We start from the raw sequence: 19,657 nt of genomic DNA, 5'->3' as shown, positions 1-19,657 counted from the left end.
GAGGGACAAAATGAGCAAATTTTCTACGCTTGGACGACGCAGCTTCGTAGGCGTGCTCGCTGCGGGTATGGCGCTAGCCATGAGCGGCGTGAGCATTGCGCAGGATCTGACCAAGGTCGCCGCAATCTGGACCGTGCCGGTCGAGCAGCAGTGGGCGAGTCGCCTGCACAATGCGCTGGTGGCCGCCAAGGATCGCGGCGAGATCGACTACGTCTATTCCGAGAATATCTCAAACACCGACTATGAGCGCGTGATGCGCGAATATGCCGAGCAGGGCGTGCAGCTCATCGTCGGTGAAGCTTTCGGTGTCGAGCAGCCGGCCCGCGCCGTGGCTTCGGAATATCCAGAAATCTCGTTCCTCATGGGTTCGTCGCTGCCACCGGTGGAACCGAACTTTGCCACCTTCGACAACTTCATCCATGAGCCGAGCTACCTCACGGGCATCGTTGCCGGTCTCAAGACCGAGAGCAACAAGATCGGCATGGTGGGTGGCTACGCCATCCCCGAAGTGAACCGCCTGATGAACGCCTTCAAGGCGGGCGCCCTGTCGGTCAACCCCGACGTGACCTTCTCGGTGAGCTTCATCAACTCCTGGTACGATCCGCCGAAGGCCAAGGAAGCCGCCTTCGCCATGGTCGATGCCGGTGCCGACATTCTCTATGCCGAACGCTTCGGCGTCTCCGACGCCGCCAAAGAACGCGGCATTCTCGCCATCGGCAACGTCATCGACACCTCGGCCGACTACCCCGGCACGATCCTCGCCAGCGCCCTTTGGCATGGCGAGCCGATGATCGACAAGGCCATCGCCGACGTGAAGGCCGGGTCGTTCACTGCGTCCGACTACGGCATCTATGCCTTCATGGAATATGGCGGATCGAGCGCCGTCTATGATGAAGCCCTGGCCGGCGCCGATGCGGTTGCTGCTGCCAAGGCCAAGGAAGCCGAGATCATCGCCAAGACTTTTACGGTCGAGATCGACGACACCGAACCGACTTCGACGCCGTAAGATATTTGGGAGCCGCAACATTTGTGGCTCCCTCACCCCCTCCCAGCCTCCCCCATCAAGGGGGAGGTGAAGATTTGTGGGTTTGACGAGATGATGCCACACACTCGATCGGCACCTCCCCCTTGATGGGGGAGGCTGGGAGGGGGTGGACGGCAAACACGAAGTCCGAACTCCCTCCGGAGCACCACCCATGACCGACGCCCCTGTGCTCCTCTCCTTATGCAACATCACCAAGCGTTTCGGCGCCCTCACCGCCAATGACGCCATTTCCCTCGACCTGCATCGGGGCGAAATCCTCGCCCTTCTCGGCGAGAATGGCGCGGGCAAGACGACCCTGATGAACATCCTCTTCGGGCACTACGTGCAGGACGAAGGCGACGTGTGCGTGCTAGCCGACGACGGCACCCTGTCCACCCTGCCCCCCGGTTCGCCTGGCGCCGCGCTGAAAGCTGGCATCGGCATGGTGCATCAGCATTTTACCCTGGCCGAAAACCTCTCCGGCCTCGCCAATATCCGCCTCGGCACCGAACCGCTGCTCTCGTTCGGGCGCGAGAGCGCCGCACGAGCAAAAGTCAAAAAAATCATCGCCGAGAGCGGGCTCGACGTCGATCTCGACCGCCGCGTGGCCGACCTGACAGTTGGCGAAAAGCAGCGCATCGAGATTTTGAAAGCACTCTATCGCGACGCAAAGGTGCTCATTCTCGACGAGCCCACCGCCGTGCTGACCCCGCAGGAGGCCGAGGGGCTTTTCGTGGTCCTGCGCCGGCTCGCCAGCAATGGCCTCGGCGTCATTTTCATCTCCCACAAACTTGGCGAAGTGCTCGCCGTCTCCCACCGCATTCTCGTCCTTCGCGCTGGCAAGAAAGCCGGCGAACTGGTGACCGCCCAAGCCGATCGCCGCGCCATCGCCGACCTGATGGTCGGCAAGGCCGTTGCCGAAGTGGTTCGCATCCCCGCCCTGCCCGGCGAAACCCTGATGGAATTCGATGATGTCTCGCTACACGCGGGTGGCCGACAGGCGCTGAGCGGCGTGAACCTGAAACTGCGCGCTGGCGAGATCGTCGGTCTCGCAGGTGTTTCCGGCAACGGGCAATCGGGCATCGCAGCACTGATTTCGGGCCTTGCCGTGCCAAGCAGCGGGACGCTGCGGCTCTACGGTGAAGCCGTCACCAAAGCCAGCCCGCGCGATCTCGTCACATTAGGCGTTGCCCGCATGCCGGAGGACCGACAGCACGACGGCGTTGTCGGCACCATGAGCGTCGCCGACAATATCGCCATCGAAGAAGTGCGCAGCCCCGCCTTCTCCAAAATGGGTCTCCTCGACCGCAAGGCCATGCGCGAGCGCGCGACATCAGCCATTTCCGGCTACGACGTTCGCTGCCCTGGCCCCGACGCCGAGGCGCGGCTGCTCTCGGGCGGCAATGTGCAAAAGCTCATTCTCGCCCGCGTCCTGGAGCGCGAACCGCGTGTCATCCTCGCCAATCAGCCGACCCGCGGCCTCGATGTTGGCGCGCAGGCCGAAGTGCATCGCCGCATCCTCGCCGCGCGCGACCGCGGCGCCGCCGTGCTGGTGATCTCCGAAGACCTAGACGAGCTCTTCGCTCTCGCCGACCGCTTCGTCGTGGTTCACGCTGGCGAATTGAGCGATGCCGGTTCAAGCGAGAGCCTCGACCGCGGCACGATCGGCCTGATGATGGCCGGCCAGGCCCGCACGCCAGTAGGAATTGCGTCATGAGCCTTCGTCTCGAACCGCGGGATCACGCCTCCGTCGGCCTCAAACTCACCGTGTCCCTCGCGGCCGGCGTGATCGCCCTGCTGCTGGTCGCCATTCCCGTTGTCGCTGCGGGCGGCACGCCATTGGAAGCCTACTGGCTCATGCTGCAAGGCGCCTTCGGCTCCATGTTTGCGCTGAGCGAAACGCTCAACCGCGCCACGCCGCTGATCCTGACCGGCCTTGCCGCCGCCGTCGCCTTCCGCGCAAAGCTCTGGAATATCGGCGCCGAGGGCCAGCTCTATATCGGCGCCCTCGCCGCCGTCTGTGTTGGCAGCGGCCTGCTGCAATTGCCGGCCGCCCTGATGATCCCGACCGTGATGATCGCCGGCTTCTTAGCTGGTAGCCTGATGATGGTCATTCCCACGATCATCAAGCAGCGTTTTGGTGCCGACGAGGTGGTCATCACCCTGTTGCTCAATTTCGTGGTCATCCTCTTCATCCAGATGCTGGTCGAAGGCGTGCTGAAAGACCCGCTTTCGATGGGTTGGCCGCAATCGGTGCCGCTGATTGCGGAAGCAAAGCTGCCAAAACTCCTGCCGCGCCTGCGCATGCATTGGGGCCTCATTGTCGGTCTGGTCGCCGCGCTGATCCTGTGGCTGATGGTCCGCAAAACCGTGCTCGGCTTTGAAATCCGCGCCGTCGGCGAGAACAAGGCCGCGGCGCGCTTCGCCGGCATTCCGGTCGACGCAACCATGCTGAAGGTCGCGCTGATCTCCGGTGGCCTCGCGGGCCTTGCCGGCGTCGGAGAAGTGGCGGGCGTAAAGGGCTATCTCTCCGCCGACCTGTCGCCGGGCTTTGGCTATTCCGGCATCGTCGTCGCCATGCTCGCCGGCCTCTCGCCCGTCGGCACAGTCATCGCCGCCATCTTCGTCGCCGCCGTCTTCGTGGGCGCAGACTCGATGAGCCGCGCCACCGGCATTTCGAGCTATATCGCCGATCTCGTCGTGGCCCTGTCGCTGCTCTGCGTGCTGGTGGGGAGCTTCTTCCTGCGGTTCCGCGTCAAATTCGAACGCCGGCAAGTGGGGGCCTGATCATGGACGTCCTCTTCGACATTCTCGGCTCCGCCAATTTCTGGGCCGCCGCCATCCGCATCGCCACGCCGCTGATCTTCGGCGTCCTCGGCGCCCTCATCTGCGAGCGCGCCGGCGTGCTTAATCTGGGTATCGAGGGCATTTTCGTCGCGGGCGCCATGGCCGGCTGGCTGGCCGTTTATCTTGGCGCTGGTCTCTGGGGCGGCGTTCTCGTCGCCGCGCTGGCCGGCGCACTCTTCGGCCTACTGCATGCCTTCCTCACAGTCATCCTCGGCCTCTCCCAACACGTCTCCGGCATCGGCATAACGCTCCTTGCGACCAGCGTGAGCTATTTCACCTACCGCACAGCCCTGCCCGACGTGACCTCGCCGCCGCGCATCGCCGCCTTCCAGCCGCTGAATATTCCCGGGCTCTCCGACCTACCCTTCATCGGCCCAGCCCTCTTCCAGCAGACGCCACTGACCTTCCTCGCGCTGGTCTTCGTCGTCCTCGTCGCGCTGGTGCTCTATCGCACCCCGCTTGGCCTCGCCATTCGCGCCGTCGGCGACAATCCCGCCTCGGTCGAAGCACAGGGCCTGTCCGTGGTTGGCCTCCGCGTCGGTGCCGTGGTTGTAGGCTCGGCGCTCATGGCGCTGGGCGGCGCCTTCCTCACCATGTCGGCCTTCGATGCCTTCTTCTTCGGCATGGTCAATGGCCGCGGCTGGATCTGCATCGCGCTCGTCGTCTTCGCCTCCTGGCAACCGGGCAAGGCCCTCCTCGGCGCGCTGCTGTTCGGTGCTTTCGATGCTTTCCAGATCCGCCTCCAGGCACAGATCGGCCAGGTTGTACCCGGCCAGGTCTTCCTCATGTTGCCATATCTGCTATCCATCGTGGCACTGATCCTGGTGGCACGCCGCGCGGATTATCCCCGCGCGCTGTTGCAGCCCTGGACCAAGGGGCAGCGGCACTAGTTTCCGCGCTGGCCAGGACCTATCAATCGTCGTCACTACCGGGCTCGTCCCGGTAGTCCATGCTGAGGCAAGATGGATTGCCGGGACAAGCCCGGCAATGACGACGGAGGGGAGATGACGGTGCTAGTCCGCCATCCGCCCGACCACCTTTCGAGACGAGAGACCAAAAAATGTTCGAGCTGAAAATCACGAATGCCACCCTGCCCGATGGTCGCAAAAACCTCGATATCGGCATCAAGGACGGCAAGATCGCTGCCATCGAAGCCAATCTCGGCGGCGAGGCGAGCGAGGTGATCGATGCCGATGGTCAGCTCGTTGCTCCGCCCTTCGTCGATTGCCACTTCCATATGGACGCGACCCTCTCCCTCGGCCAGCCGCGCTTCAACGAAAGCGGGCGCCTGCTCGAAGGCATCCAGATCTGGGGCGAACTGAAACCCTTGCTCACCCATGAAGCCGTCATCGAACGCGCCTTGAATTATTGCGACCTCGCCGTCGCCCAGGGCCTCCTCGCCATTCGCACCCATGTCGATATCTGCGATGAGCGCCTCCTCGGCGTCGAAGCGCTGCTTGAGGTGAAAAAGCGCGTCGCCCCCTATATCGACCTGCAGCTCGTCGCCTTCCCGCAGGATGGTTACTATCGCTATCCCGGCGCCATTGACCTGCTCAATCGCGCCCTCGACATGGGCGTCGACGTCGTCGGCGGCATTCCGCATTTCGAGCGGACCATGGCCGATGGTGCGGCGAGCGTGAAAGCCCTCTGCGAAATCGCCGAAAAGCGCGGCCTGCTCGTCGATCTCCACTGCGACGAAACCGACGACCCGCTGAGCCGACACATCGAGACGCTGACCTACGAAACCCAGCGCCTCGGCCTCAATGGCCGCGTCAATGGCTCACACCTGACGTCCATGCATTCCATGGACAATTACTACGTTTCCAAGCTCCTGCCGCTGATGGCCGAGGCCGACGTTTCGGCGACGGCCAATCCCAATATCAATATCGGCATCCAGGGCCGCCACGATACCTATCCCAAGCGCCGCGGCATGACCCGCATCCCCGAAATGCTGACCTATGGCATCACCTGCGCCTTCGGCCAGGACTGCATGATGGACCCCTGGTATTCGCTGGGTCAGGCCGACATGCTCGAAGTCGCATCGATGGGCCTCCACGTCGCGCAGATGACCAGCCGCGACGCCATGCGCCAGTGCTTTGACGCCGTCACCACTGGCCCCGCAAAAATCATGCATCTCGAAGGCTACGGCGTCGAAGTCGGCAACAAGGCCGACATGGTGCTGCTGCAGGCGACAGACTCCATCGAGGCCATCCGCCTCAAGGCAACGCGCCTTGCGGTCATCAAGCACGGCCGCGTCATCGCCCGCACCGCACCGCGCCAGACGGCGCTCGCCCTGCCCAATCGCCCGACGCGCCTCGATCCGGCCCGCGTCGGCCCAAGCGCCAACTGACTATTCTTATTGAGACGAGCCTTTTCATGACCGATACCGTTCTCGACCGTTTCCTGCGCTATGTGCAGATCGACACCCAGTCAGACCCCGCCTCGCCCACCCAACCATCGACGGAAAAGCAGAAGACGCTCAGCCGCCTGCTGGTCAGCGAACTGCGGGCCATCGGCTTTGCCGACGCCGAAATGGACAGCAATGGCTATGTCTATGCCACCGTGCCGGCCAATACCGACAAGGACGTGCCGATCATCTGCTTCTGCTCGCATGTCGATACGGCACCCGATTTCAGCGGCACCGGCGTAAAACCGCAGATCATCAAGAATTATGCCGGCGGCGACATCACCCTCGTCGGCGACAAGAGCCGCGTCATCCGCGTCTCTGAGCATCCCGAACTGAACAACCAGATCGGCAATGATCTCATCACCACCGACGGCACGACCCTGCTCGGCGCCGATGACAAGGCCGGCGTCGCCGAGATCGTGACCGCAGCGGAAATCCTCCTCAAGGACCAGTCCATCCCGCATGGCGCGATCAAACTGCTGTTCACACCGGACGAGGAAATCGGCCGCGGCGTTGACAAGGTGGACCTCAAAAAGCTCGGCGCGCGCTTTGCCTATACGATGGATGGCGAAACCGCCGGGACCATCGAAGACGAAACCTTCTCGGCCGACGGCCTCGAAATCTCCATCACCGGCGTCGCCATGCATCCCGGTTTTGCCAAGGGCCGCATGGAAAATGCCATCAAGATCGCCGGCGAAATCATCGCTCGCCTTCCCCATGACGTCTCGCCGGAAGGCACCGAAGGCCGCGAGGGTTTTGTGCATCCCGTCGGCGTGACCGGCTCGATGGAGAAGGCAACGATTTCGATGATCGTGCGCGATTTCACCGTCGCCAGCCTCCACGAAAAGGAAGCCATGGTGGACGAGATCGCCAAGGCGGTGATCGCGAACTACCCGGGCTCAAGCTATCGCATTGCGGTGAAAGAACAGTACCGCAACATGAAGGAGGTTCTGGACAAGAACCCCGAGATCGTCGAGTTCGCCGTCGAAGCCATCCGCCGTGCCGGCATGGAGCCGGTTCGCGGCTCCATTCGCGGCGGCACTGATGGGTCGCGCCTCTCCTTCATGGGCCTGCCCACCGCCAACATCTTTGCCGGCGGCCACGCTTTCCATTCGCCGCTCGAATGGATCAGCCGTCAGGACATGGAAAAGGCTGTGTCCACAATCGTCGAGTTGGCGCGACTCTGGGAAGAGCGCGCCTAAGCGGCGTGCGGTTCTCTCCGCGTCTCCTGCGGAGAAAAGCCAAACCGCCGTTTGTAGCAGGTGGCGAAATACTGGCTTGAGGAAAAGCCGCATTCCAGCGCGATTTCGGTCACGCTGGCGTCGGCCTTTTCACTCAACCACTTCTTCGCCGCCTCAAGCCGCACCATCTGCAGATAGCGCACTGGCGTCATATTGGTGAGCGCCTGGCAATGCTGGGAAAACTGCGTACGCGACAGGCTGCATTCGGCGGCCATGTTTTCGAGCGTCCAGTTTTCGTCGAGCGCATGTGGCAGGCGATTGAGAAAAATCTGCACGGTGCGCTTGGAGCTCGCCAGATCCTCATCGAGCACCGGCGCCTGGCTCTCAAGCTGCTTCATGAACTGCAGCAGCATCATCGAGATCAGCAGGCGCAGGCGCGTCTCATCGCCCGCCACATCATGCCCAGCAACGATCTCGGCAATATCGTGAAAACTGCGCATCACGTCGCGGCTGGCGGTAAGAACATGCTGCTCATTGCGTGAGAGCAGCCGCGTCAGCCGCTCGGTATCGCGTTCCGGCCAGGCCATCCAGTCGGGCCAGAGCCAATCCTCATGCGGCCGGCGCACGCCGACATCGAACAGCACCCAGATGATCTGGCTGGCCGACACATGCGGATCGCCGAACTGGTGCAATTGCCAGGGGCGCACGACGAACATCTGGCCCTCGGTCAGCTCGTGCCGCTGCCCATCGACCTTGAGCACCATGGAGCCGCGCGCCAGATAGGCGATTTTCACGCCCTCGTTGCAGTGCTCCTTGAGCCCCCAGTCCTGGCTGCGTACAGCGTCCCAACCGCCCACGGAAAGCACCTGTGGCAGCGCTTCGCCCAGCGGCTTTCCCGGATACTTCCGCCGCGTCCAGGCGTTCAGCGTCACCTTGCCGGCGAGCGAAGCCTCATAAAGGTCGGCGCAATTGCCGGCATACATCAGCGCGCCGGGCTCGGTGAATACGGCCGGCCGGGCCAAGGCGTGCAAACGGGCCTCTGCGTTCATGGTCCCCTCCATGTGCAAATTCTACCAGTGTTATCATTCGAACGCGCGAGTGCACGCAGTGCGCAATGATCGCAACGTTCGCCTCCTGGCGCTGATGCTAGAGAGTCGAACGTCCGGAAGTCAACCAGAGCAGTCATAAAGACAGCCAGACTGACATTTCGGACCGTGGAGGAGTTTAGGCCGGAGCAGGTTTCTGCGGCGTTCGAAATTCGCTGGCGAGGTGAGGTGCAACAATTGTTGTACGTGCCTCAAGGCGATTGAGAGCGGCTGCGCACCGTCCGGCGCGAGGGGAAGCATATGAAGCTCGGCATCAATCTGCTGTGCTTGACCGACTTCGTGACCGAAGCGCATCTGCCGGCAATCCGGCAGATCAAGGCGCTGGGTTATGATGGCGTCGAGGTGCCGGTTCTTTCCGGCGAGCCGTCGCATTATGCGTGGCTGGCCAAGGAGCTGGATGCCATAGGGCTCGAGCGCTGCACGACCTCCATAGTGCCGAGCCCCGATGCCAGCCCGATTTCAGACGACCGGGACAATCGCGCACGCGGCCGGAAACATCTCGATTGGGCCCTCGATTGCGCTATCGCCCTTGGTGCGCAAAGCGTTGGAGGACCGATCCATGCCCCCATCGGGCATTTTACCGGCAGCGGCCCCACCGAGAGCGAGCTTTCCTATGGCGCCGAGGCGCACCGGGCGCTGGCGACCCGCGCCGAGGCCAATGGCATCTATCTCAGCCTCGAACACCTCAACCGTTTCGAGACCTATTTCCTCAACACGACGACGCAATGCCGCGACTATGCGCGCCGCGTCGACCACCCGGCCTGCCGGATCATGTACGACACGTTCCACGCCAATATCGAGGACCGAAATCAGGTCGCAGCCTACGAAACCGTCGCTCCGCATGTCGGCATCGTGCACATTTCCGAGAACGATCGCGGCATTCCTGGTCGCGGGCATATCGATTTTCTCTCGATCATGCAGGCCGTCCGCCGCTCGGGTTACGATGGCTGGGTGACGCTCGAGGCCTTCGGCGCCGGCCTCCCCGCCATCGCGGCGGCGACCCGCGTCTGGCGCCCGCTCTTTCCCGATTACGACACGCTCTTTTCCGAAAGCGCCGATTTCATCCGCAGCACCTGGGACGCGGCCGGGAGGGAAATCGCCGCATGAGTGATGCCCCGACCATCGAGATGCGCGGCATTTCCAAGTCGTTCCCGGCCGTGAAGGCGCTGCGCGGCGTGTCCTTCACCTGCTCCCGCGGCGAAGTCCATGCGCTCTGCGGCGAGAACGGCGCCGGAAAATCGACGCTCATCAAAATCCTCTCCGGCGTCTATCGACCCGATAGCGGCGAGGTGCTGATCGACGGGCAGGAGCAACATTTCAAGCATCCGCAGGAAGCCCTGCTCGCCGGCATTTCGGTGATATATCAGGAATTTTCGCTGCTGCCCGAGCGCACGGTCGCGCAAAACCTCTTTCTCGGCCGCGAGCCGATGAAGAACGGGCTGATCGACAACAAGGCCATGGTCGCCGAGACCCAGCGCGTGCTCGGCCTTTTTGGCGTACGCCATCGCATCGAGCCGGAAACACTGGTGGCCGACCTCGATGTGGCGAGCCAGCAGATGGTCGAGATCGCCAAGGCGATTTCGCTCAATGCCAAAGTCATCGTCATGGACGAGCCGACCGCCGCGCTCAACGAAGCCGAATGCGAGGTGCTGTTCTCGCTGGTCGACCAGCTCCGCGCCTCCGGCACGGCCATCGTCTACATCACCCACCGCATGCGCGAAGTCACCCGCCTCGCCAATCGCGTCACCGTCATCAAGGACGGCGAAGTCACGGCTAGCTTTGACCATGTTCCTGCGCCCGACGTCATCGTCCGTGCCATGGTCGGCCGCGACATCTCCGAATATTACCCGGAGCCAGCGACCGCGTCTGAAATCGGCCCCGTCGTCCTCTCGGTCTCCGGCGGCGCCAATGCCGCGCTGCGCGACATCAATCTGGAACTGCGCTCGGGCGAAATCGTCGGGTTTGCGGGTCTGCAAGGCGCCGGACGCACGCCGCTCGCCATGGCGCTCTTCGGCGCCGCGCCGTTCACCTCGGGTTCCATGACTCTCGACGGCAAGGTGGTTCACCTCACCTCGCCGCGCGACGCCATCCGCGCCGGCATCGGCATGTTGCCGGGCGACCGCAAAGCCCAGGCGCTGTTCCTCATGCAATCCGTGCGCGACAATGGCATGCTCACCGCCCGCAGCTTTGCCAATCCGTTCGGCGGCCACAAAGCCAATCGTTTCACCGACCTCACCGGCATGAACGCCCTTCTCGATCAGATGAAAGTCCGCGCGCCCTCCTACGAGCAGGAAATGCGCTTCCTCTCCGGCGGCAACCAGCAAAAGGCCATCGTCGCACGCTGGCTCGCCCTGCGCCCAAAAGTCCTGATCTTCATCGAACCAACCCGCGGAATCGACGTCGACGCCAAGGCAAGCATCTACCACCTGATGCGCGACCTCGCCCGCGCAGGCACGGCCGTGATGATGGTCTCATCCGACCTGCCCGAAATCCTCGGCGCCTCGGATCGCATCGTGGTCATGCGCGAAGGCCGCATTGCCGGCGAATTCGGGCGCACAGCCACCGAAGCCGAACTCATGCTGGCCGCCACGGGCGAAACGGGAGTGGCCGCATGACCGACATGCCCCTCCCCGCCAAAAATCCCCGCCGCTTCCGCTTCGAGCGCCACGCCTCAACCATCCTGCTGCTCTCGGCGGTCGCGCTCTACATCGCCCTGATCATCATCATGGGCCAGACGCGTTTCCTGACGCTCGACAACCTCGTGGCCATTCTCAGCCGCTCGATCACCCTCGGCATCACCGCCATCGGCCAGACCTTTGCCATTCTCGTCGCCTCGATCGACCTCAGCGTCGCCAGCGTCATTTCGGCCGCCGCCGTCGTCACTTCGGTGGTGATGAATGGCGACCCGGCCATGATGCTGCCAGCGGTTGCCGCCGTCCTCGCCCTCGGCGCCGTCGTCGGCCTCGCCAATGGCCTCGTCATCACCAAACTTGAGGTCAATCCGCTGATCGCAACGCTCGGCATGTCGCTCGTCATCCAGGGCGTTTTGTCTTATTATTACAACAACTTCGCCGGCAACGTGCCGGTCGAGTTCCAGCTCTTTGCCTATGGCACGGTAGGCATCGTGCCCTTCTCGCTGATCTTCATGTTCGTTCTCGCCGGCTGCGCCTGGTTCGTCCTGCGCTTTTCCCGCTTCGGCTCCGATGTCTATTCCGTCGGCGGCAACAAGGACGCGGCCCGCCTTGCCGGCATCAAGACAGACCGCGTCGTCATCGGCGCCCATGTCATCTGCTCGCTCTGCGCCGCCATTGCCGGCATCTACCTCGCCTCGCGCCTCCGTTCGGGCGCGCCGTGGATCGGCGCCGAGGGCGTCTATGACCTTGAATCCATCGCCGTCGTCGTCATTGGCGGCACCGTCCTCGCGGGCGGCCGCGGCGGCATCTGGGGCACCATGGCTGGCGTCATCATCTTCTCGCTCATCGACTCCATCTTCAACGTCGCCGGCGTCGACGCATTCGTGAAGCAGGTGCTGCGCGGCATCATCATTGTCGCTGCCGTCGCCTTCTATGCCGCCCGTTCGAAGAGGCCCGTCGCATGAGCGCGCAATCCCTTCCGCAACCCACCGCGACGACGCGCCGCCTGCCCAAGATCAATCCGGTCTATGTGCTGGTCGTGGCGCTGATCCTCGCCATCATCGTCATGAACCCGGCCTTCGGCGAACCCACCGGCTACATGAATTTCCTCAAGCGCGTCACCGCCCTCGCCATTCTCTCGGCCGGCGCGCTCTATGTCATCGTCTCCGGAGGTTTCGACCTCAGCGTCGGCTCGATCATGACGCTGACGGTCATCGGCTCGTCCATGCTCGCCAGCAACGATCCCAATTCGACCTATTGGATTATCCCCCTGATGCTCTGCATCGGCGCCGTCATCGGGCTGATCAACGGCCTCGTCGTCAGCTACCTCAAGGTCCCATCGCTGATCGCCACGCTTGGCATGATGATCACGCTCAACGGCGTCGCTTTCATGTGGTCCGGCGGCGCGCCGCGCGGTTACCTGCCAGACACGTTCCGCTTCTTCGGCCGCTACAACATCACCGACATACCGGTGATCACGCTGCTGCCCGTCGCCGTAATCTGCCTCGTCGTCTTCGGCACCATCCTCTGGTGGGGCATGCACCGCACCAATTTCGGCCGCATGCTGCATGCCGTGGGCGACAACCAGCAGGCGGCGCGCCTCGCCGGCGTACCGGTCGAGCGCGTGCGCATCTCCGCCTTCGTCGTCTCGGCGCTGACCGCCGTTCTCGCCGGCGTCATTCTCGGTGGCCGCGCCGGCGTCTCCGTCGATATCGGTTCAGGCTTCGAGCTGCAGGCCATCACGGCGGCCGTCATCGGCGGCGCACAATTGCTCGGCGGTCGCGGCTCCGTCCCCGCGACCATTGCCGGCGCGCTGGCGCTCGAAGCCATTTTCACCCTGCTCAACCTTCTCGGGCTGGCCCAGCCGGTCCGTCTGGTGGTGCAGGGACTAATCCTCATCGGCGCAGTGGCGTTTGCGACTTACCAGCGCAAGCGCGCGGGCCGGTGAGCTGAGACAGATGGCCGATCGGCCGTCTGAGGGAAGAGTGGGAAAACCTCACGAGGGAGGAAGACGTGAAGAAGATTATTTTGGCGGCTGCCGTGTTCGGCATGCTGACCGGAGCCGCATTTTCTCAGGCTCCAAACTTTGACGATCCGGCCGAATTCGCCAAGCAGCGCGACCAGCTGACCGCAACCTTCAACGGCCCCGCGGACCAGCCGTATCTGCAATATGCCGGCGACTCCATGGCCGATACCGCCTCGTTCAAGAAGGAAGGTCCCTGGACCGTCTGCTTCTCGAACGCAGGCGTCAACAATCCCTGGCGCGTGGTCGGCTACACCGACATGACCGAAGAGGTAAAACTCCATCCGGAAATCGGCACCTTCACCCATGTCGACGCCGAAGGTTCTGATGACAAGCAGATCGCCGATATCGACGACCTGCTGGCAGGCGGCAATTGCAGCGTGCTGATCGTTTCGCCGAACTCCACCGCAGCCCTCACGCCGGCGGTCGAAAAGGCCTGCGCCGCCGGTCTTCCGGTCATCGTCTTCGACCGCGGCGTCACCACCGATTGCCCGGTCACCTTCGTCCACCCCGTGGGCGGCTACGGTTTTGGTATCCAGGCGGCCGAACACATCATCGCCAATGTGCCGGCCGGCGGCAAAGTGCTGATGCTGCGCATCCTGCCCGGCGTCGACGTGCTCGAAACGCGTGCCTCCGGCGCCCGCAACATGTTCAAGGAAGCTGGCCTTGAAGTCCTCGGTGAAGAATTCACCGACGGCGACAATGCCAAGACCAAATCCATCGTTGAAGACTATCTGCAGCGCGGCACCATCGACGCCGTGTGGATGGATGCCGGCGCTACTGCCGTCGCCGCCGTTGAAGCCTTTGAAGACCAGGGCGTCGATGTCCCGGTCGTCACCGGCGAAGACCAGCAGGATTATCTGCAGAAGTGGCGCGACCTTGGTTTCAAGGGCATTGCCCCGACCTACCCGACCTATCAGTGGCGCACCGCCATCATTGCTGCGGTGAACACGCTCAAGGGCGAACAGGTCCCGAGCCCGGAATGGGTGCTGCCGCAGCCGGCCATCACCCAGGACGTGCTCGGCCAATACATCAACGAAAAGATGCCGCCGCTCCACTACGCCATGTGCGGCTGCGAAGACATGCCGAACTATCCCCAGGCCTGGGGCGGTACGGAATAAAAACTTCCCAACGACGACTGCGGGGCGCCCAAGGGCGCCCCTTCTTCGTTCAGGAAGGGGAACGTTCATGAGCATCAAGACAGAACTGCATTGGTCTAAGCCCAAGGGCATGCTGCCCAATTCCCGCTTTCCGCTGCTGGTGCATCGCAATGCGGTGCCGGGCGGCGGCGAAGACGCCGTGATGACGCGTCTGCGCGAAAACAACTGGCTCAACAACTGGCGCTATCCCGGCATCTACACCTATCCGCATTTTCATTCGACGACGCATGAATGCCTCGGCTGCGCCCGCGGCTGGATGGAAGTGGAATTCTTCGGGGTGGGCGGGGTGAAACTGCGCGTGGAAGCGGGCGACATCGTCGTCCTGCCGGCCGGCGTCTCCCACTGCATGACCGGCAAGTCCGACGATATCCAGATGGTCGGCGGCTATCCCGATGGCCGCGACTGGGACAATGTGCAGGAGGCCAATCTCACCGAAGAGAGCCGCCGCACCGTCGCCAAGCGCATCATGATGCTGCCCATTCCGGCGCGCGATCCGGCAACGGGATTGCCGATGATCGAATGGATCGATGCGCCATCATCGGTCGACGCGGATTTGAATGACTATCGCGACGGGTTGGGGGAAGGCTGACGGTCACGCGGCTGAAGCCATTCCCCAATACCCCCCTTTCGTCATTGCCGGGCTTGTCCCGGCAATCCATCTTGGGGACCCCGGACGGTATGGACCACCGGGACAAGCCCGGTGGTGACGATGGGGTAGATTTCCCGGCAAGATCGCAGCCTGGCTAGCCGCCCAAAAAGGTCTTCACCGCCCCGGCCTGAACACCCGCCTACCCTCAACCTCAACCACGCCCGAAACCGGTAGCCTCGCCGATGTCCGCACCACCAGTTCCCCATTGAACACGCGATGCTCCGCCTCGATCTCCCCGCTATTGATCTGGCTCATCAGGATTTCCACCGTAGCCTCGACCATGCGCTTATGCGGTTGGCTCATGGAGGTGACGCCATAGGCATCCCAGCGCGCGGGTCCCACATCGTCATAGCCGACAATGGAAATGTCCTCGGGGATAGAGAGCCCAAGCTCAAATCGAGCCACATCTATCACCGCAACAGCCATGTGATCATTGGCGACAAACAACGCATCGGGGCGATCCGGTCGCGTCAGCAGTTTTCGCGCCGCCGCCTGTGCTTCGGCGCGATCGTAATTGCCAACCTCAATCAGGATTTCCGTGTGCCCCGCCTCGGCCAGCGCTTCGCGATAGCCCGCGAGACGGTCGCGATTGGTCGAAGAACTTTCAAGCCCGGCGATATAGCCAAAGCGTTTGTGACCACCGGCCAGCAGGAACTCGGCAACCCGCCGCCCGCCCTCGCGATTTCGTGTCGTCACGCTCGATACTGCGTCGCGCTCGGTAGTGCGGTTGAACAGAATCACCGGAATGCCAGCCGCGGCACACTCTTCCGACAAGGCCGAAGACAGCGAGGTCGAAGCCAGCACGATGCCATCAACCCGATATTGCATGAGCTGGTCAAAGACCGGGTCGCTGTCGCCATCAGCCAGGCCGGTAAAAAGCAGCAGGCGGTAGTCTTCCTTGGCCAGCAACCGCCCCAACTGCTCAAGCACGTCGGGATAAAAGAGATTATCGAGATAGGCCATCACCACCGCGACAATGCGCGAGCGGTTCGTCGTCAGCGAGCGGGCAATGGCATTGGGCCGGTAGCCCAGCTCCTTGGCCGCCGCCAAGACCTTGGCGCGGGTTTCCGGAGCAATAGAAGCGCCGGGGGTAAAACTGCGCGACACAGCCGACTGGGAAACCCCAGCCCGCTCCGCCACCTGCGAAGATGTGACCCCGGTTTTCCTTACTCCGCCGTCCATCCGCCATCCACCAAGAGCGCAGTGCCGGTGATCAGTGCCGCCGCATCGGAGGCGAGAAAAACCACCGGCCCCATGATGTCTTCAACCCGGCCCAGACGACCCAGCTTGATCTTGGAAAGGACCCAGGAGCGGAAATCGGGATCGCTCAGGTTCTTCGCCGTCAGCTCGGTTTCGATGAAGGTCGGACAGACCGTGTTGACGCGAATATTGCTGGCGCCCAGCTCGATGGCCATGGCCTTGGTGAGGCCTTCAACAGCATGCTTGCTCGCGGCATAGATGGCGCGGTTGGGGCCACCGACATGCCCCATCTGCGAAGAGACATTGATGATCGACCCGCCCTGCCCCGCCGCCTGCAGCTTGCCCACCACGGCCTGCGACACGAAAACGGTCGCGGCAAGATTGAGCTGCATCACCGCCTGATAATCACGCTCGGTAATGCCGGCGACCGAACTATGCCGCGCCGTGCCGGCCGAATTGACCAGCACATGGAATGGGTCGCTTTCAGCGACGAATTCGCGAATGGCGTCGAAGTCAGTGATGTCGATGGCGACGCCCTCAGCCGCCAGGCCGATATCGGCCATGGCATTGACCACGCGCTCGACATCGGCAGCGGTGCGCGCCGCCACCGTCACATGGGCGCCCGCCTCGGCGAGGGCAACCGACGCGCCCAGCCCGATCCCGCGGGTGCCGCCGGTAACCAGGGCGCGCTTGCCATCGAGACGGAAACTGGGCGTGCGGGGAAGCGTCATTATTTGGCGGCCTCTTCTGTCGGTGCGGCAGCGGTACCATAGGGCACGTTGCGACCGCCATAGCGACGCACGCGGATATTGGCTTGCTCCGCATGGCCGACAAAACCCTCAAGCATGGAGAGACGAGAACCATAGGCGCCGATCTCAGCCGAGGCCTCGTCGGTCGTCACGGTCTGCCATGTGCAGGTCTTGAGGAATTTTCCGACCCAGAGACCGCCCGTATAGCGCGCCGCCTTCATGGTGGGCAGCGTGTGATTGGTGCCGATCACCTTGTCGCCATAGGCCACATTGGTGCGCGGCCCGAGGAATAGGGCGCCGAAATTGGTCATATTGTCCCGGAACCACATATCGCGATCGGTCATGACCTGCACGTGCTCGGAAGCGATGCGATCGGCCTCAGCCAGCATTTCCTCGTAAGAGTCGCAAACGATGACCTCGCCGAAATCGGCCCAGGACTTTTTCGCGATATCGGCCGTCGGCAGAATGGCGAGAATGCGCTCAATCTCGGCCATTGTGTCGCGCGCCAGCTTTTCCGAATTGGTCAGCAGAATGGCCGGGCTTGTCGGCCCATGTTCCGCTTGCCCCAGAAGATCGGTCGCGCAGAGTTCGCCATCGACAGTCTCGTCAGCGATGACCAGGGTCTCGGTTGGGCCGGCAAAAAGGTCGATGCCGACGCGACCATAGAGCTGGCGCTTGGCTTCGGCGACAAAGGCATTGCCGGGTCCCACCAGCATGTCGACTGGCTGGATCGTCTCCGTGCCGATAGCCATGGCGCCAATGGCCTGGATGCCGCCGAGCACATAGATCTCATCGGCACCCGCCATAGCCTGAGCCGCAACGATCGCCGGCGCCGGCTTGCCATTGAAGGGCGGCGCGCATGTGATGACCCGCGGACAGCCAGCGACCTTCGCCGTCAGCACCGACATATGGGCCGAAGCCAGCAGCGGATATTTGCCGCCCGGCACATAACAGCCCACGGCATTGATCGGCACATGCTTGTGGCCCAGCGTCACGCCCGGCATGGTCTCGACCTCAAGCGGAAGCATCGTGTCCTTCTGCTTCTGGGCGAAATTGCGCACCTGGGTCTGGGCGAATTCGATGTCGTGCAGATCCTGATCGGTCAATTGCGCCACGCAATCGTCGATCTCTTTCTGGCTCAACCGAAAATCCTGGCGATCCCACTTGTCGAACTTGATCGACAGATCCCGCACGGCAGCGTCGCCGCGCTTTTCGATATCGGCCAAAATCCCCTCGACCGTCGCCCGAACCTGGCGATCCGCCTCGGCCCGCTCTTCAACATCCTTACCGCGCTTCAGCCAAACTGGCATGGATCAATCCTCCATAATGCATACGCATGCATTACCGCGATGACCAACAAAGCGCCAGTAGGACTTTCGATTGCCTCCATTGTCAGACAAAGCAAGACGCAAAACTGTGCATACGAATTCACACCCAATGGCCGCGCCTCGCCCTCCTAGTCGAAGAAACCAGCATCCTCCTCGGAGAGATATTTCTTCGCCCCTTCGGCATCGATATCGAGGCCAAGCCCCGGCGCCTCCAGGAGATCGACGTGACTATCCCGCACGATCTGTTTCGGCAGGCCAATGACGATGTCCTCCCACCAAGGGTCGGACGCACTCGGATATTCAAAGGCGATATAATTGGCCGGCAGCGTGGCGCAGACATTGATCAGCGCGCCGAGCCCAAGAAGCCCATTGGCCGTGCCATGCGGCGCCATCATGATCGAGTGCATATAGGCGTGTTCGGCCACCCACTTCAGCTCCGCAATCCCGCCAATATCAGCCGGATCTGGCCCGACGACCCGCACCGCCTGCGTCTCGATCAACTCCTTGAAATTGTGCCTGAGATAGATCTGCTCGCCCGTATGGATGGGCGTCGATGTCGACACCGTCAGCTCGCGATAGGCCTGCGGATTGACCCAGGGCACATAGTCCCCGGTCAGCATGTCCTCGAGCCACATGAGATTGTATTTTTCCGTCGCCTGCGCAAAGCGGATAGCGTCGTTGAGGAACCAGCCCGGCCCGCAATCGAGCGCCAGGCTCACCTTGTCCCCCAAGACTTCCTTCATGGCGATGACGCAGTCGATCATGTGCGCCATGCCGCGCTCGCTGATCTGCCCCTGATCCATCGCGCCGTGATAGCCGGCCTTGGTCTGGCGCGGGCCATAGTGAAAATCGTCGACGGAATCCTTCATGTTGGAGTGGAAACTGATCCCCTGCTTCACCATGAAGAAGTTTTCCGGCCGCTCCATCATCCACTTCACATCGGCCGCATAATCCTCCGGCCGATCCCCGGTACGCTTCTTACGGATGGAGCCGTTATAAACCCGCACCTTGTCACGCACCTTGCCGCCAAGCAGCTTATAGACCGGCACATTGGCCGCCTTACCGGCAATGTCCCAAAGCGCATGCTCGATGGCGCTGACCGCCGCCCCATAGGGCTTGAACGAACCACGCTGCCGGATTTTCAGCATGCAGCGCTCGACATCGGTCGGATCCTCCCCGATCAGCGCCTCGCGAAAATGCAGCACCCAGGGCTTTAGGTACGGCTTGGTATATTCCACCTCGCCCAAACCATAAATTCCCTCGTCCGTAACGACACGAACGATCGGGTGGCGCCCTATGACGGCGCAGCGCAAGTCCGTGATTTTCATTGGTTTCCTCCCTCGAATGCCC

The 19,657-nt window shown here is 62.6% G+C and carries 17 protein-coding genes; 12 read left to right on the top strand and 5 right to left on the bottom strand.

Annotation, left to right across the window (positions count from 1 at the left end):
* Positions 1-10: 10 nt before the first annotated feature.
* The 6 genes from ACSQ2A_RS04215 (at position 11) to pepT (ending at position 7,480) form a co-directional block, all read left to right on the top strand.
* On the top strand, positions 11-1,006 hold the full coding sequence (locus tag ACSQ2A_RS04215; protein ID WP_353922223.1) for a BMP family protein: 996 nt from the start codon (positions 11-13) through the stop codon (positions 1,004-1,006).
* 190 nt (positions 1,007-1,196) lie between these two features.
* A complete protein-coding gene (locus tag ACSQ2A_RS04210; RefSeq protein WP_436071208.1) occupies positions 1,197-2,741 on the top strand; it encodes an ABC transporter ATP-binding protein in 1,545 nt (514 codons plus the stop codon).
* On the top strand, positions 2,738-3,811 hold the full coding sequence (locus ACSQ2A_RS04205) for an ABC transporter permease (protein ID WP_436071207.1): 1,074 nt from the start codon (positions 2,738-2,740) through the stop codon (positions 3,809-3,811). The genes ACSQ2A_RS04210 and ACSQ2A_RS04205 overlap by 4 nt, the downstream gene beginning before the upstream one ends.
* 2 nt (positions 3,812-3,813) lie before the next feature.
* Entirely contained in the window at positions 3,814-4,761 is a 948-nt protein-coding gene (locus ACSQ2A_RS04200) for an ABC transporter permease (RefSeq protein ID WP_353922220.1), read from the top strand.
* A gap of 170 nt (positions 4,762-4,931) precedes the next feature.
* Entirely contained in the window at positions 4,932-6,221 is a 1,290-nt protein-coding gene (locus ACSQ2A_RS04195) for an amidohydrolase family protein (RefSeq protein ID WP_436071206.1), read from the top strand.
* A 26-nt stretch (positions 6,222-6,247) separates the two neighbouring features.
* On the top strand, positions 6,248-7,480 hold the full coding sequence (gene pepT, locus ACSQ2A_RS04190) for a peptidase T (RefSeq protein WP_436071205.1): 1,233 nt from the start codon (positions 6,248-6,250) through the stop codon (positions 7,478-7,480).
* Here the strand turns inward: pepT and ACSQ2A_RS04185 are convergent.
* Positions 7,477-8,508, bottom strand: a complete 1,032-nt coding sequence (locus tag ACSQ2A_RS04185) for an AraC family transcriptional regulator (protein ID WP_436071204.1) — start codon at positions 8,506-8,508, stop codon at positions 7,477-7,479. The two genes, pepT and ACSQ2A_RS04185, sit on opposite strands and share 4 nt — an antisense overlap.
* A 297-nt stretch (positions 8,509-8,805) precedes the next feature.
* On the opposite strand from ACSQ2A_RS04185, the gene ACSQ2A_RS04180 reads away from it, so the two are divergent.
* From ACSQ2A_RS04180 to ACSQ2A_RS04155, 6 genes are all read left to right on the top strand, one after another.
* A complete protein-coding gene (locus ACSQ2A_RS04180; RefSeq protein ID WP_436071203.1) occupies positions 8,806-9,672 on the top strand; it encodes a sugar phosphate isomerase/epimerase family protein in 867 nt (288 codons plus the stop codon).
* Positions 9,669-11,180, top strand: coding sequence for a sugar ABC transporter ATP-binding protein (locus ACSQ2A_RS04175; protein ID WP_436071202.1), 1,512 nt, complete (start codon positions 9,669-9,671; stop codon positions 11,178-11,180). Before ACSQ2A_RS04180 ends, ACSQ2A_RS04175 begins: the two co-directional genes overlap by 4 nt.
* A complete protein-coding gene (locus tag ACSQ2A_RS04170) occupies positions 11,177-12,163 on the top strand; it encodes an ABC transporter permease (RefSeq protein WP_436071201.1) in 987 nt (328 codons plus the stop codon). The genes ACSQ2A_RS04175 and ACSQ2A_RS04170 overlap by 4 nt, the downstream gene beginning before the upstream one ends.
* Positions 12,160-13,146 (top strand): ABC transporter permease, encoded by a 987-nt coding sequence (locus ACSQ2A_RS04165; protein ID WP_436071200.1) that lies wholly within the window; start codon positions 12,160-12,162, stop codon positions 13,144-13,146. Before ACSQ2A_RS04170 ends, ACSQ2A_RS04165 begins: the two co-directional genes overlap by 4 nt.
* A 65-nt stretch (positions 13,147-13,211) precedes the next feature.
* Positions 13,212-14,342: a substrate-binding domain-containing protein gene (locus ACSQ2A_RS04160; protein ID WP_436071199.1), complete on the top strand. Its 1,131-nt coding sequence runs from the start codon at positions 13,212-13,214 to the stop codon at positions 14,340-14,342.
* Positions 14,343-14,409: 67 nt separating this feature from the next.
* On the top strand, positions 14,410-14,970 hold the full coding sequence (locus ACSQ2A_RS04155; RefSeq protein ID WP_436071198.1) for a cupin: 561 nt from the start codon (positions 14,410-14,412) through the stop codon (positions 14,968-14,970).
* Between the two features lie 174 nt (positions 14,971-15,144).
* Here the strand turns inward: ACSQ2A_RS04155 and ACSQ2A_RS04150 are convergent, their stop codons facing one another.
* From ACSQ2A_RS04150 to ACSQ2A_RS04135, 4 genes are all read right to left on the bottom strand, one after another.
* Positions 15,145-16,212 carry a LacI family DNA-binding transcriptional regulator gene (locus ACSQ2A_RS04150; RefSeq protein WP_436071197.1) on the bottom strand — a complete coding sequence of 356 codons (1,068 nt, stop codon included), beginning with the start codon at positions 16,210-16,212 and terminating at the stop codon, positions 15,145-15,147.
* Positions 16,197-16,961 carry an SDR family NAD(P)-dependent oxidoreductase gene (locus ACSQ2A_RS04145; protein WP_436071196.1) on the bottom strand — a complete coding sequence of 255 codons (765 nt, stop codon included), beginning with the start codon at positions 16,959-16,961 and terminating at the stop codon, positions 16,197-16,199. The genes ACSQ2A_RS04150 and ACSQ2A_RS04145 overlap by 16 nt, the downstream gene beginning before the upstream one ends.
* Entirely contained in the window at positions 16,961-18,289 is a 1,329-nt protein-coding gene (hisD, locus tag ACSQ2A_RS04140) for a histidinol dehydrogenase (RefSeq protein ID WP_436071195.1), read from the bottom strand. The genes ACSQ2A_RS04145 and hisD overlap by 1 nt, the downstream gene beginning before the upstream one ends.
* Before the next feature lie 146 nt (positions 18,290-18,435).
* Positions 18,436-19,635 (bottom strand): mandelate racemase/muconate lactonizing enzyme family protein, encoded by a 1,200-nt coding sequence (locus ACSQ2A_RS04135; protein WP_436071194.1) that lies wholly within the window; start codon positions 19,633-19,635, stop codon positions 18,436-18,438.
* Positions 19,636-19,657 lie beyond the last annotated feature (22 nt).

Origin of the sequence: Devosia sp. LjRoot3 (assembly GCF_964252865.1) — a bacterium.
In the GTDB taxonomy this organism is placed as follows: Bacteria; Pseudomonadota; Alphaproteobacteria; order Rhizobiales; family Devosiaceae; genus Devosia.
The sequence above is the reverse complement of the archived record's forward strand: the minus strand, read 5'-3'. Positions and strand labels throughout refer to the sequence as shown.

Bases quoted from the DNA above. Each gene is read 5' to 3' on its own strand.
- ACSQ2A_RS04215 (WP_353922223.1), top strand. From the start codon at position 11: ATGAGCAAATTTTCTACGCTTGGACGACGCAGCTTCGTAGGCGTGCTC.
- ACSQ2A_RS04210 (WP_436071208.1), top strand. From the start codon at position 1,197: ATGACCGACGCCCCTGTGCTCCTCTCCTTATGCAACATCACCAAGCGT.
- ACSQ2A_RS04205 (WP_436071207.1), top strand. From the start codon at position 2,738: ATGAGCCTTCGTCTCGAACCGCGGGATCACGCCTCCGTCGGCCTCAAA.
- ACSQ2A_RS04200 (WP_353922220.1), top strand. From the start codon at position 3,814: ATGGACGTCCTCTTCGACATTCTCGGCTCCGCCAATTTCTGGGCCGCC.
- ACSQ2A_RS04195 (WP_436071206.1), top strand. From the start codon at position 4,932: ATGTTCGAGCTGAAAATCACGAATGCCACCCTGCCCGATGGTCGCAAA.
- pepT (WP_436071205.1), top strand. From the start codon at position 6,248: ATGACCGATACCGTTCTCGACCGTTTCCTGCGCTATGTGCAGATCGAC.
- ACSQ2A_RS04185 (WP_436071204.1), bottom strand. From the start codon at position 8,508: ATGAACGCAGAGGCCCGTTTGCACGCCTTGGCCCGGCCGGCCGTATTC.
- ACSQ2A_RS04180 (WP_436071203.1), top strand. From the start codon at position 8,806: ATGAAGCTCGGCATCAATCTGCTGTGCTTGACCGACTTCGTGACCGAA.
- ACSQ2A_RS04175 (WP_436071202.1), top strand. From the start codon at position 9,669: ATGAGTGATGCCCCGACCATCGAGATGCGCGGCATTTCCAAGTCGTTC.
- ACSQ2A_RS04170 (WP_436071201.1), top strand. From the start codon at position 11,177: ATGACCGACATGCCCCTCCCCGCCAAAAATCCCCGCCGCTTCCGCTTC.
- ACSQ2A_RS04165 (WP_436071200.1), top strand. From the start codon at position 12,160: ATGAGCGCGCAATCCCTTCCGCAACCCACCGCGACGACGCGCCGCCTG.
- ACSQ2A_RS04155 (WP_436071198.1), top strand. From the start codon at position 14,410: ATGAGCATCAAGACAGAACTGCATTGGTCTAAGCCCAAGGGCATGCTG.
- ACSQ2A_RS04150 (WP_436071197.1), bottom strand. From the start codon at position 16,212: ATGGACGGCGGAGTAAGGAAAACCGGGGTCACATCTTCGCAGGTGGCG.
- ACSQ2A_RS04145 (WP_436071196.1), bottom strand. From the start codon at position 16,961: ATGACGCTTCCCCGCACGCCCAGTTTCCGTCTCGATGGCAAGCGCGCC.
- hisD (WP_436071195.1), bottom strand. From the start codon at position 18,289: ATGCCAGTTTGGCTGAAGCGCGGTAAGGATGTTGAAGAGCGGGCCGAG.
- ACSQ2A_RS04135 (WP_436071194.1), bottom strand. From the start codon at position 19,635: ATGAAAATCACGGACTTGCGCTGCGCCGTCATAGGGCGCCACCCGATC.